This window comes from Arcicella sp. GW822-FHT02H01 (assembly GCF_058802005.1).
The window spans coordinates 242,084-254,830 of the sequence record NZ_JBXANT010000001.1 but is presented as its reverse complement, the minus strand read 5'-3'; the positions used below and the strand labels follow the sequence as shown (position 1 = coordinate 254,830).

11 protein-coding genes are annotated in these 12,747 nt (G+C 35.4%); 6 read left to right on the top strand and 5 right to left on the bottom strand.

Annotated elements, in window-relative coordinates; translation table 11 throughout:
- The first annotated feature begins 31 nt into the window (after positions 1-31).
- From AC1RNE_RS01025 to AC1RNE_RS01000, 6 genes are all read left to right on the top strand, one after another.
- The gene (locus AC1RNE_RS01025; RefSeq protein WP_492799201.1) at positions 32-472 is read left to right on the top strand and encodes a hypothetical protein; all 441 of its coding nucleotides are present in this window, start codon (positions 32-34) and stop codon (positions 470-472) included.
- 135 nt (positions 473-607) lie between these two features.
- The gene (locus tag AC1RNE_RS01020; RefSeq protein WP_492799200.1) at positions 608-2,182 is read left to right on the top strand and encodes an NAD(P)/FAD-dependent oxidoreductase; all 1,575 of its coding nucleotides are present in this window, start codon (positions 608-610) and stop codon (positions 2,180-2,182) included.
- A 109-nt stretch (positions 2,183-2,291) separates the two neighbouring features.
- Entirely contained in the window at positions 2,292-2,921 is a 630-nt protein-coding gene (locus AC1RNE_RS01015; RefSeq protein ID WP_492799199.1) for an NUDIX hydrolase, read from the top strand.
- Positions 2,922-2,993: 72 nt separating this feature from the next.
- The gene (locus AC1RNE_RS01010) at positions 2,994-4,721 is read left to right on the top strand and encodes a hypothetical protein (protein WP_492799198.1); all 1,728 of its coding nucleotides are present in this window, start codon (positions 2,994-2,996) and stop codon (positions 4,719-4,721) included.
- Positions 4,722-4,913: 192 nt separating this feature from the next.
- Entirely contained in the window at positions 4,914-7,580 is a 2,667-nt protein-coding gene (locus tag AC1RNE_RS01005) for a DNA gyrase/topoisomerase IV subunit A (RefSeq protein ID WP_492799197.1), read from the top strand.
- Between the two features lie 214 nt (positions 7,581-7,794).
- Positions 7,795-8,445 (top strand): SanA/YdcF family protein, encoded by a 651-nt coding sequence (locus AC1RNE_RS01000; protein ID WP_492799196.1) that lies wholly within the window; start codon positions 7,795-7,797, stop codon positions 8,443-8,445.
- Between the two features lie 92 nt (positions 8,446-8,537).
- Here the strand turns inward: AC1RNE_RS01000 and AC1RNE_RS00995 are convergent, their stop codons facing one another.
- The 5 genes from AC1RNE_RS00995 to AC1RNE_RS00975 all read right to left on the bottom strand — a co-directional run bounded on the left by AC1RNE_RS00995 (position 8,538) and on the right by AC1RNE_RS00975 (position 12,662).
- Positions 8,538-9,320 carry an L-fucose dehydrogenase gene (locus AC1RNE_RS00995; RefSeq protein WP_309916077.1) on the bottom strand — a complete coding sequence of 261 codons (783 nt, stop codon included), beginning with the start codon at positions 9,318-9,320 and terminating at the stop codon, positions 8,538-8,540.
- A gap of 47 nt (positions 9,321-9,367) precedes the next feature.
- Positions 9,368-10,195, bottom strand: coding sequence for an amidohydrolase family protein (locus AC1RNE_RS00990; RefSeq protein WP_492799195.1), 828 nt, complete (start codon positions 10,193-10,195; stop codon positions 9,368-9,370).
- Between the two features lie 156 nt (positions 10,196-10,351).
- The gene (locus AC1RNE_RS00985) at positions 10,352-11,206 is read right to left on the bottom strand and encodes a fumarylacetoacetate hydrolase family protein (RefSeq protein ID WP_492799194.1); all 855 of its coding nucleotides are present in this window, start codon (positions 11,204-11,206) and stop codon (positions 10,352-10,354) included.
- A 6-nt stretch (positions 11,207-11,212) separates the two neighbouring features.
- Entirely contained in the window at positions 11,213-11,881 is a 669-nt protein-coding gene (locus AC1RNE_RS00980) for an SGNH/GDSL hydrolase family protein (protein ID WP_492799193.1), read from the bottom strand.
- A 16-nt stretch (positions 11,882-11,897) separates the two neighbouring features.
- Positions 11,898-12,662 carry an SDR family NAD(P)-dependent oxidoreductase gene (locus AC1RNE_RS00975; protein ID WP_492799192.1) on the bottom strand — a complete coding sequence of 255 codons (765 nt, stop codon included), beginning with the start codon at positions 12,660-12,662 and terminating at the stop codon, positions 11,898-11,900.
- Positions 12,663-12,747: the final 85 nt, after the last annotated feature.

The window sequence follows — 12,747 nt, the reverse complement described above, 5'->3', positions numbered from 1 at the left end:
TCGATTCTTGAATTTTTAAACTCCCAACAACATGAAACTAAAGCATTTCCTCTTATTAAGCCTTTTTGCATTTGTTACTTTTGCTTGCTCTGATAATAATGTAAACCCTACTGAATCCAAAGTTACTGTTATCCAGTCATCTGAATGGCAAATTGACCGTTTTACTACTACTGATGGTGCTGTGGTTGACCCTACATTGTTTGGAGGGAATTCAAAACTAATTGGAGAACTTACGTATGTTTTTGATAAAACCTATACTGTGCGTTCATATGACAAAATTTCTAAACAAGCACAGGCTTATGGAACTTGGGAATTAATCCAGAGTGATACAAAGCTAAAAATCAATATTCAAGGATTAGATGGTACTTTTGATGTTGTTTCGCTTACTAAGCAAAAAATGATTTTAAGAAATAATATTGTTTATGCAGGAGTAACAGTAGCAATTAATATGGAATTCATTCCTTTTAAATAAGATTTTTTCTATCCCGTAAGTATTTTTCTATGCAAAATTCTTACGGGATTTTTTATTGTCTTTTCTCAAGACATCCCTCAATTAACATTATTATACAGAATTTATTATTCATTTAAGGATAAATACCTTACAATCATGAGAAAACATATATCATTAGTTTTAGAGCCCCAAATAGCTTTAGACCAAGAAAACTTTAAAAATCATTTAAGCCAATTACTGCATTTTCCTGCTGATGCTAATGCCATCATTCGCCCATTAAAGAGGTCTATTGATGCCCGTGGTCGACAAGTAAAGGTAAATATCGAAGCAGAAGTATTCTTGGATGAAACACCTCCTTCAAGAATAGCATTTCAGAAAAATTATCAAGATGTTTCTAAGGCTCAACAAGCTATCATCGTTGGCGCTGGCCCTGCGGGCTTATTTGCAGCATTAAGAATGATTGAGCTGGGAGTAAAACCAATTCTATTAGAACGTGGCAAAGACGTTAGGACTAGAAGAAGAGACTTAGCGGCTATCAATAAGGAACACATTGTAAATCCAGAATCAAACTATTGCTTTGGCGAAGGTGGTGCGGGAACCTATTCTGATGGAAAACTTTATACCAGAAGCAAAAAAAGAGGGGATATTCGTAGGGTATTAGAAATTTTCGTGGCACATGGTGCTACAGAAGAAATACTAGTAGATGCCCATCCACATATTGGTACGAACAAATTACCGCAATTAGTAGCTGACCTCAGAGAAAGTATACTAAAGGCTGGTGGAGAAGTACATTTCAATACGAAAGTAGTTGATTTTATCATTCAACAAAAGGAAATTCGAGGCGTTGTTTTAGAGGATGGCAGAGAGATTTCAGGCATTGGTGTGGTGCTAGCAACAGGTCATTCAGCCAGAGATATTTTTGAATTATGCCAGAAAAGAGATGTATTGATTGAATCCAAACCTTATGCAATGGGCGTAAGAATTGAGCATCAACAGTCTTTGATAGATTCATTGCAATATAATCGTAAAGACCGCGGAGAATATTTGCCTGCGGCTTCCTATAGTTTGGTAGCTCAAACCTTTCATAAAGGTATTCAAAGAGGCGTATTTTCGTTTTGTATGTGTCCGGGTGGATTTATTGTGCCAGCAGCTACAGCCCCTGGCGAACTGGTCGTAAACGGGATGTCCCCTTCTCGTCGTGATTCTCATTTTGCTAATTCAGGGATGGTAGTAGCTATTAATGAAATAGACGTTTTGCCTTATAAAGAATACGGAGCCTTGGCGGGCTTGCAATTACAACGAGAACTTGAACAAAAAGCTTGTAAAATGACAGGTGGCGGTCAAACGGCACCTGCACAACTCGTACATGATTTTATCAAGCAACATACATCCAAAAACCTGCTACAAACATCTTATCAGCCGGGTCTACAATCAATGGATATGCTTGAAGTACTTCCAGATTTTATCGGAAAACCCTTACAGGATGGGCTACAACAATTTGGTAAAAAAATGAGGAATTATGCTTCTAATCAAGGGCAAATTATTGGTATTGAAAGTAGAACATCCTCGCCCGTTCGTATTCCCAGAGACAAAGAAAATTTAGAACACCTTGAAATAAAGAGGTTGTATCCTTGTGGCGAAGGTGCTGGTTATGCAGGAGGAATCATGTCGGCAGCAATGGATGGAGAGCGTTGTGCCGAAAAATTGATTGAAAATTATGCTAAAAATTAATTTGTATGATAAATTTAATGTTAATTTACTAATTAAATATCATCCTTAATTTAACGGAAAGATTATACAATTTGTCAACGGTAGTCTAACCTTTAAAATACAAATGCCTATGATAGGTTTTGTACCCTTTACTGAAAAAATAAAAAAACGGCTTCAAGAACCTTTACCCGGAAGAATTGCTCATGAAAAAATGCTTTCTGATTCAAGGTTAAAATTGAAGATGCCTTCACCGAGCGAACGAACAAGAGAAAGCGCAGTTTTAATTTTATTTTATCCTCACAATAACAATATATACATTCCCTTGATACTTCGTCCACAATATGATGGTGTACATGGAGGACAAATGGCTTTTCCGGGAGGTAGAGCAGAAAAAGAAGACGAAAGTCTTGTACGAACAGCCATGAGGGAAGCCCAAGAAGAAATTGGGGTGCGCCTGACTGATGTAAAAGTATTAGGTACACTCACCAAGCTTTTTATTCCTGCTTCCAATTTCTATGTGCAACCAGTCATAGGATTTATCCCTCATAAGCCTGAGTTTTATCCTGATGCCCGTGAAGTGGATAAGGTAGTGGAAGTATCCTTAGAAGAGATGCTAAACCCTAGTATTATTGGCAGGACAATCATTAATGTAAGAGGTATTGAAGTAGATGCTCCCTTTTATAATATCCAAGAACATACTGTATGGGGAGCCACAGCCATGATGATTGCTGAATTAATAGATGTGGTTGAATCTATTTAAGTAAAATAATACCTCTATCACACTTGATTGCCTTACTATCATTAATTTTATGTAAACTATTCCTAAGTACCTATGATGCTAAAAAAGCCCAATGTTTTTGTTAATACGATAGCATACCTTTCAATTATGTTAATTGTTGGTATTTATTACACTGTTTGTTATTCCTATTCCTACAATTTCTTTTTTCAGGACGATTATCACCTCCTCAGTTTCGTAAATACTGCTTATAATCCTTTATTGAGCTTCCATGAAAAACTACAAGCACTTTGGAGTTTACATAATGAACACCGCATTGTTTTTCCAAGGCTTTTTGTACTGATAGATTGCTATTTACAAGGTCATATCGACTGGAAAGTATTAAATACTGTAGCTACTTTATACTATTTGGGCATTTTTATTATATTTAGCTTATTTATAAAAAGGTTAAAACTCAGCATTATTTATGCCGTTCCTGTTGCTTTTATTATATTTCAGCCTGCTTCTACGGATAATTACCTTTGGACGATTTCTACATTACAACAAGTCGGGAATATTTTCTGGGCGATGCTTTTGTTTTATAGTATTTGCTTTTTCTCGCCAAAATACTTTTGGGTTTCAATAATATTAGTCTTAGTCTTGACCTTTACGCATGGTAATGGCTTATTTAGTTTTCCCGTAGTTGCTTTAGTACTTCTTTTTCAAAAAAGATTTAAGCAATTAATCATTTGGATATGCCTGATGATTTTTGTTGCTGTAATTTACTTTTGGGGTTATCAGAACGGACAAAACTCAAACCTAGCAGGTAGTTTAAGCAACCCTGCAAGATTAGCTTTATGCTTTGGTGGTTTTTGGGGAAGTTTTGTTTCTATTATTTCACATAGCTTAGAAACGTATTACCAAGCAATAGCACTTGGCTTTATCGTATTTATCACCTTATTATTTTTTAACCTAAGATTAACCTATCAGGAAGCATTAACTTTATTCAACAAAAAATACTCAACTATTCAAGCAAAGGAATCATCAGTTAATGGTCATTTTTTGTTAGCCTATTTTATATTCTTTACCATTACAGCACTGTTAGTAACGTTGAGCAGGTCATGGTCGGGATTGGAATCAAGTTTCGCTAACAGGTATTTACACAACTCATTTATTCTTTTTGTATTATTTTACTGCACATTATTGTATTACCTACCTACCTTTAAAAGATCAATTGTTGGTAGTTTTTTAATCATAGGGATAGTCTTTAATGCTTTTTCTTGGTATCAAAATTTTGACCGAATCATCTATATCAAGTATTTAAATCAAGCTGAAGCATTCAATTATCAACAGGATAAAATCACGGTAGAAAACGCGGCATCATTTAATAGAAATATCAAAGATGTTTTGGCACAATCTTTCCAAAATGGTGTAAGTGTTTTTCCCGACAACTTTTTACAACCAAGCATTTTCAATGCTACTAACCAAATACCAGATTCTTCAAGTCAATATAACATTGTGATATCAAAAGATTCGTTATTGATGTTAGATGCTAAAGAATCGCATTACTTACCTAGGGTAATGTTAAAAAATACTACCTTACCCTATGACGGTCAGGCTTTTGTAGTATTCAAATCTTCCAAAAACACTTATATTTATCCTGTCTTGCATCAAAAGTCTGGCAGACGAAGATTCATGCAATTGGAGCCTTACTTTACAAAAGGATTCAGCACTTCTGTCTTGCTCGATTCCTTTGAAAAAAATACTTATCAAATAGGTATTATTCAAAAAATAAATAATCAACTGATTTGTCATTTCACTCCGCAATCTATTAGTGTTCAGTAATTTTACTGATTAAATGGAGGTTTCTCAGCTTATTTCAGCACAATTAGGCTGTAATATTTATTATCTGTTATAGTGTTTCACTTATATTAATTCATAGATGTTATCAGTATTAGATGCTTTTTCTTAGCTTTTTTTATGTAAATTAGGGTTTTGAAATACCACCAAAAACGTAGAGAAGTAAAATAAGTGTCAATGGAAAACGAAAGTCTGCCTGAAAATTTAGAAGAGAACACAAACGATAATCCCCAAGACGATGCCCTTCATCAGCAAGTCGCTGTAGCAGGATTGTATGAAAACTGGTTTTTGGAATATGCTTCTTATGTAATTTTAGAAAGAGCTGTACCTGCAATTGAGGACGGACTAAAACCCGTTCAGCGCCGTATATTACACGCATTAAAAGAAATGGACGATGGTCGTTTCAATAAAGTGGCGAACGTAATTGGCCAAACTATGCAATATCACCCACATGGGGATGCTTCTATTAATGAAGCAATGGTTAATTTAGGTCAGAAAGATTTAGTATTTGATTGCCAAGGAAACTGGGGAGACTACCGCACTGGCGATGGTGCTGCCGCAGCTCGTTATATCGAAGTAAGGCTCTCAAAATTTGCCCTTGATGTAATTTTTAACCCTCAGACTACCGACTGGCAACTTTCATATGATGGCCGTAAGCGTGAGCCTGTTGCTCTTCCCGTAAAGTTCCCTTTACTTTTAGCACATGGCGTTGAAGGTATTGCCGTAGGGCTTTCAACCAAAATTATGCCTCATAATTTTGTTGAATTGATTGAAGCTTCCATAGCAATTCTAAAAAACAAACCTTTTGAAATATATCCAGACTTTTTGACTGGTGGGTCAATAGATGTTTCCAATTATCAGGATGGTCATCGTGGTGGGAAAATTAGAGTAAGAGCCAAAATTGAAGAATTCGATAAGAAAACTTTAGTGATTAAGGATATTCCATTCTCTACTACTACTACTAATTTGATTGAGTCTATCATCAAAGCGAATGATGCGGGAAAAATAAAAATCAAAAAAGTAATTGATAACACTGCCAAAGAAGTAGAAATACAAGTACAGCTTGCACCAGGAGTTTCACCAGATGTAACGATTGATGCATTGTATGCCTTTACAGATTGTGAAATTTCAATTTCTCCGAATGCCTGTGTAATCATTGCCGATAAACCTCACTTTGTGGGTGTTTCTGAAGTGTTAAAAGTTTGTACCCAACAAACTGTAAAACTGTTAGAACGTGAGTTAGAAATACGCAGAGATGAATTGATGGAGAAATTATTATTTAGTTCTCTTGAGAAAATCTTTATTGAAAATCGTATTTATCGCCAAATTGAAGAATGCGAGACATTTGAAGATGTAATTGCTACAGTTGATAAAGCATTGGACCCTTATAAGCCCGAATTTTATAGAGAAATCGTTGAAGAGGATATTTTAAGATTATTAGAAATCCGTATCAAACGTATTTCTAAATATGATGGTTTCAAGGCGGATGAAGCCATGAAACGCTTAGAAGAAGAATTGGCGGAGGTATTAGATAACCTTGCGAACATCATTCGTTATTCGATTGATTATTTCAAAAATATCCTGAAAAAACACGGTAAAGGTCGTGAGCGTAAAACTGAAATCAGAAACTTTAACACTATTTCGGCGGCTGTTGTGGCAGCGGCTAACCAAAAACTATATGTCGACCGTGTGGGTGGCTTTATCGGTTATGGTTTAAAGAAAGAGGAGTATGTGATGGATTGCTCGGATATTGATGATATCATCGTTTTCAGACAAGATGGACGTTGCATGGTGACGAAGGTACAAGAAAAGGTTTTTGTAGGAAAAGACATTATTTATGTATCTGTTTTCAAAAAGAATGATGATAGAAAAGTATATAATTTAGTCTATTTTGATGGTAAAACAGGGATTTCGTATGTAAAACGCTTCAAGGTTACCGCTGTTACACGTGACCGTGAATATGACTTAACGGCAGGCAATCCTAAATCAAAAATTCTGTACTTCACAGCCAATGAAAATGGAGAGGCAGAAACCATTCAAATAAATTTAACGGCTTCGAGCACTGCCAGAGTCAAGCAATTTGAATATGATTTCAAAGAGTTGCTTATCAAAGGGCGTGATTCTATGGGTAATTTATTGACGAAATACCCTATCAGAAAAATTACCTTGAAATCTGCTGGACTTTCTACTTTAGGAGGCGTAGATATCTATTATGATGAGAACGTAGGGCGACTCAATCGAGATGAACACGGTAAATATTTGGGTAATTTTGATGCCAAAGATAATATCTTGGTTATTTATAAAGATGGGCAATATGAATTGACAAATTTTGAGCTAACAAACCGTTATGAGTCAAAAGACATTGTTTCGTTAACCAAATTTATTCCAGATGGCATTATAACGGCTTTATACTATGATGGTGGGTCTAAATTGTATTATGTAAAACGTTTCAGGATAGAGACAACCACGATTGATAAAAAATTCTTGTTTATTTCGGACGAAAAAGGTTCTAAGCTGACTTTTGCTAGTGTTGACGTATATCCACGCATCGCAATGTCGTATAAAAAAGATAATCAATCTGGAGTCATTAAAGAAGAAGTTAATCTCGATGAAATAGCAGAAGTAAGAGGTTGGAAAGCGATGGGAAGTAAATTATCTACTTTCAAAGTTCAGCATATTACACCTTTGGCACCCAAAATTGTAGAAACGCCTGTGAAGCAATTGGATGAACCTTCGGCTAATAAAGATGCTAGTACACAACCACCGAAGCTTATAGCGCCAGAAGAAATTGATTTTCCAGAATCTGGTGATGGCTCAACAGGTGAGCAATTAGGATTATTTTAACATTTGAAAAAATCCTAAAATTTCATTTTTCCATAAAAAATACAATAATTACTGATTATAAATACATTAAAATTAGTTTTTGAATAATTTATTATGTTAAAAGTGATTTTAACGAACCACTTATTTTCAAATCTACGAATTAGTTAATATATTTATAATCAGTAACTTCCACTATAAATGATTATTACTGCTGAAAAATACCTATGAAATATCATTGACAGAGCCATTCGATTTCACTACATCAGTAAAATGGTTCTTTAAAGGAATCATCGCATTGATTTTCTTTGCGTTGATTGGTATTTTAGTGTGTAATATTTGGATTGTCTATTCCACTGAAGATAGAAATTTTTACAGTCTCGACAAACTTCCTTCCAATGATATAGGATTGGTTTTAGGTACCAGCAAAGCTGTACAAGGTGGTAAAGCAAATTTATTTTATAAATATAGAATGGAAGCAGCAGCCCGTTTGTATAAAGAAGGAAAAGTAAAGTTTTTGATTTTGAGTGGGAATCACGATTCAATTTTCTACAATGAGCCAAACGACATGAAAAAGTCTTTAATGCGTTTAGGTGTTCCCGAAAATGTGTTGATACTTGATTATGCAGGTTATCGCACTTACGATTCTATCATTCGTTGCAAAGAAGTATTCAGTCAACGTAAATTCACAATTATATCTCAGCCTACCCATAATGCGAGAGCATTATTTTTAGCCAATCACCTAGGAGTTGATGCCGTAGCTTTTGCGGCACAAGATGTACAGTCGGGTTATAAAACTTATCTAAGAGAATACTTGGCACGTCCAAAAGCCATACTTGACGTATATATCCTTGAAAGAGCTAAATACCAAGAATCAGCGGGGGAATAGTATTGATAATATAATTTTCAAAATCCTTTCTTCCTATTAGGAAGAAAGGATTTTGATTTAAAGAGAGTTTTCACGAATCTACTCAATGTTTTCTACAACAAAGCTCTATCTAAATGCGTATAGCCACCATCTACATAAATTAATTGACCAGTTGTATGGCTTGAACGTTTTGACATTAAAAATGCTACCATGTTTGCAATTTCCTCGGCAGTAGTCATACGCTTACCTAAAGGTATTTTATCCGTAATTTTTGCCAATGTTTCTTCTGGATTAGGCAATGTCTTAATCCAACGGTCATACAAAGGGGTATAACACTCTGCAACAATCACAGCATTCACCCGAATACCATAAGGCAATAATTCAACCGCCCATTCACGGGTAAGGGCATTTCTACCTCCGTTTGATGCTGCATAAGCCGAAGTACCACCTTGCCCTGTCTCAGCCGTTTTTGAACCGATATTTACGATTGCTCCTTTTGATTCTTTCAAGTATGGCAAAGCATGTTGTGCTAACAAATAATAGTGAATTAAATTGCTATGTAATGAAGCCACAAAGCGTTCGTAGTTACCACTTTCTAGTCCCACGCCATCGTTTACACCTGCATTGTTTACTAGTCCATCGATTCGTCCAAATTTAGCTACCACTTCGTCAACAGCTTTTTTACATTCTTCTGGCTTTGATAATTCAGCTACAAACGACCATGCTTGTCCGCCTGCTGCTTGAATTTTCTCAATTGCTTTCTGATTATCAGCATCATTTCTACCTACGATAGCAACATACGCTCCTTCAGTAGCCAATACACCCGAAATACCTTCACCAATTCCTTTTGCACCGCCCGAAACGATGATTACTTTTTCTTTGAGTCCTAAGTTCATATTAAATTTTTACCCAAAGCAATAATTACATATAGCTGAGGTAAGGTTTAAATATTATAAAATTTGAGAGCGTTCCCTCCCATTATCTTTTTCTTTTCTAAGGTCGAAAAAGTAGAAAAATACTCATTGACAATCCCTAATTGTTCTTCATATTCAGCAGCCACTAAACAAACTGGCCAATCAGAACCGTACATAAGGCGTTCGGTACCAAATGCTTTTACTACAGTATCCAAGTATATTTTAAAATCAGCTACTTTCCAATCGTTCCATTCGCCTTCGGTAACCATTCCTGATAATTTGCAATACACATTTTGGTGTAAGGCTAATTTCTTGATATTGGTTTGCCATTGGGTATATTCCCCAGATTTTATATCGGGCTTAGCAATATGGTCTAAGACAAACTTTTGGTCGGGGAACAACTTTGCCAATTGAATGGCTTGGTCTAGCTGATAATGATAAATCAAAATATCATAGGTGAAATCAAATGCTCCTAAGGCTGTAATTCCAGCTTTGAATTTTGGTCTAAGCATGAATTCAGTATCGGCTTCTCCCTGCACTACGTGCCTAAAACCTTTTACGATAGGCAATTCTGCATAATGTTCTAAAATATCATCAACATCGTCTGCGCGTAAATCTACCCAACCAACTACAGCTTTTATAAAAGCATTTTTGTTGGCTAATTCAATTAAAAAATCTGTTTCTGCTAAAGTTTGATCAGCTTGAACGGCTACACAACCCGAAATATTATTTTTTGCTAAAATTGGAGCAAGATGTTCAGGCAAGAAATCTCGCTGAATCACCTTCATTTCATCTGAAATCCAATCATGTCGTTGTGCGTCGTACTGCCAAAAATGTTGATGTGCATCTATGGTCATAAGGTTTGTTTTTCTTTAAAAATTGAAAATAGTTTGAAAATTTGAAAAGAGGTAAGTATTAAATTACCTAAAGATAAGACACAGCTTTTAAAAAACTGGCAGTATCTTCTTCATTTTCAAATTTCCAAACTACATAACTCAATTTTAAATAAAAAATTATGCTTTCCAGTTTTTAGCAGTTTGTTTTTGCGTACCCAGACCTTCGATACCCAATTCAACTATGTCTCCTTCTTTCAAGAAAACTGGAGGATTAAAGCCTAGACCAACACCTGGAGGTGTGCCTGTAGAAATAACGTCGCCCGGTAATAATGTCATGAATTGACTTAAATAAGAAACCAACGTAGGTATTTTAAAAATCAATTGGTCGGTATTACTATTTTGTACAGTCTTTCCATTGACAGAAAGCCACATTTTTAAATCATTCTCATCTTCAATCTCTTCCGTAGTCGCTAAAAATGGTCCAAGTGGTGCAAATGAATCACAACCTTTTCCCTTACTCCAGTTTCCTCCTCTTTCAATTTGGAATTCTCTTTCTGAAACATCATTGTGTAAGCAGTAGCCTGCTACATAATTTAGGGCATCAGCTTCGTCGACATACTGTGCTTTTTTACCAATGACAAATGCTAATTCTACTTCCCAATCAGTTTTTACTGAATTTCTAGGAATAATAATATCATCATTTGGCCCAGAAAGTGCCGTAGTTGACTTAAAGAAAATAATAGGTTCTGGTGGAATAGCTGCACCTGTTTCACGAGCGTGATCGGCAAAGTTCAACCCAATACAAACAATTTTAGAAGGACGAGCCACACATGAAGCAATACGCACATCTGTAGGAATCTCTTGCAATTCATTTTGTTTTTCAACCAATAATAAACTTAGTTTATCTAAGCCATCATTCTCAAAAAAAGATTCGTTATAATCTTGAATATAGGCCGAAACATCTAGCCATTTTTCTTCTAAGATTACACCAGGTTTTTCATTACCTACTTCGCCAAATCTAAATAATTTCATAACAATTTATTTTGTAATTAAAGGGAATAATTTATCGGCAACAAACTGATTTCCAAGCTCATTCAAATGAACTCTATCGGTAGTAAGAATGCCTTTATCTTTATTTTCAGGATTATTATTCAGATTATGCGCTAAGAATTCTTTTCTTAAATCACACAAAGGAATATTATTCTTTGTCGCCAAATTTCTGATAAAAGTACTGTATTGATTCATATCACCATCCTGTTGATTACTGAAATCGGTTTTTTCTCCGATAGTAGCAGGTGTACACAAAATCAATTTTGCACCAGTGGCTTGAATCTTGTTGATTAAAGCTTGATAGAATCTAATGAATTTATCAGGGTCAGTACCAGTACCTGATGTCGCTTTGTGCCAAACGTCGTTTACACCAACATAAATCACTACCAAGTCAGGTTTTTTGCTCAGTACATCATCTTCTAAGCGTAAATACAAATCATATACTTTATTTCCTCCAATGCCAGCACCAATCAATTCATATTTAGCTTTATCGCCTTTCTTATCAATCATCTCTTGCAACTGCGAGATATATCCTTTTGGTTGTACGCCAGCTTGGGTGATAGAATCGCCGAAGAAAATAATTTTTTTAGGTTTTCCCTCTTGAATAAATGAGGTCATCGTCCAGAATAATACAGAAAACAGGACTATTTTTTTCATAAGTATTGTTTAAAATTTAGTTGTTTAATCTAATAAATCCACCATCAATTGGGTAATCAGTGCCCGTAACAAAGCCAGCTTCATCCGAACATAAATATAGTGCAAGAAAAGCAATTTCTGATGGTTTGGCCATTCTTCCTATGGGCTGGGTAGCCGAAAGTTTTTCAAACATCTCTTCAATATTATTCGGATAGTTCTTTGCTAAAAAGCCATCTACAAAAGGAGTATGCACACGGGCAGGAGAAATGCAGTTACAACGTATATTCTCTTTGATGTAATCTTTGGCTATAGACAATGTCATCGTGAGGATAGCACCTTTCGACATTGAATAAGCAAAACGATCGTTAATCCCTACGGATGAGGCTACAGAAGCCATGTTTAATATTACCCCTCCTTTGTTTTCCTTCATCATCGGAACGGCAACGTACAAACAATTGTAAGCTCCTTTTACATTTACATTATAAATTCTATCGAAATCTTCTTCCGAAGTTTTTTCAAGGTTACCTACATGGGCTATTCCAGCGTTGTTTATCAAAATATCAACGCGACCGATGCTAGCAAAAACAGTTTTAACAGCCTCTTGATTAGTTACATTACAAGCATAAGCATTGGCTTTGCCTCCTTCTGCACGAATTTCGTCAACCGTCTCTTGCGCAGCTGTTTCATTGAGTTCTAAAATATTTACTTCTGCTCCTTGTTTAGCAAATAATAATGAGATTGCCCGACCAATACCTGACCCTCCACCTGTTATTACGACTGACTTGTTAATTAATGAAAACATTGTTCTGATTTTTTTCTTGATTGTTTAGTCCTTTGTATGAAAAAAGTAATCAGGATATATAAGTAGTTTATTACGGAATCATACC

Excerpts from the sequence above, each read along its gene's own strand:
- AC1RNE_RS01025 (WP_492799201.1), top strand. The coding sequence starts at position 32 with ATGAAACTAAAGCATTTCCTCTTATTAAGCCTTTTTGCATTTGTTACT.
- AC1RNE_RS01020 (WP_492799200.1), top strand. The coding sequence starts at position 608 with ATGAGAAAACATATATCATTAGTTTTAGAGCCCCAAATAGCTTTAGAC.
- AC1RNE_RS01015 (WP_492799199.1), top strand. The coding sequence starts at position 2,292 with ATGATAGGTTTTGTACCCTTTACTGAAAAAATAAAAAAACGGCTTCAA.
- AC1RNE_RS01010 (WP_492799198.1), top strand. The coding sequence starts at position 2,994 with ATGATGCTAAAAAAGCCCAATGTTTTTGTTAATACGATAGCATACCTT.
- AC1RNE_RS01005 (WP_492799197.1), top strand. The coding sequence starts at position 4,914 with ATGGAAAACGAAAGTCTGCCTGAAAATTTAGAAGAGAACACAAACGAT.
- AC1RNE_RS00995 (WP_309916077.1), bottom strand. The coding sequence starts at position 9,320 with ATGAACTTAGGACTCAAAGAAAAAGTAATCATCGTTTCGGGCGGTGCA.
- AC1RNE_RS00990 (WP_492799195.1), bottom strand. The coding sequence starts at position 10,195 with ATGACCATAGATGCACATCAACATTTTTGGCAGTACGACGCACAACGA.
- AC1RNE_RS00985 (WP_492799194.1), bottom strand. The coding sequence starts at position 11,206 with ATGAAATTATTTAGATTTGGCGAAGTAGGTAATGAAAAACCTGGTGTA.
- AC1RNE_RS00980 (WP_492799193.1), bottom strand. The coding sequence starts at position 11,881 with ATGAAAAAAATAGTCCTGTTTTCTGTATTATTCTGGACGATGACCTCA.
- AC1RNE_RS00975 (WP_492799192.1), bottom strand. The coding sequence starts at position 12,662 with ATGTTTTCATTAATTAACAAGTCAGTCGTAATAACAGGTGGAGGGTCA.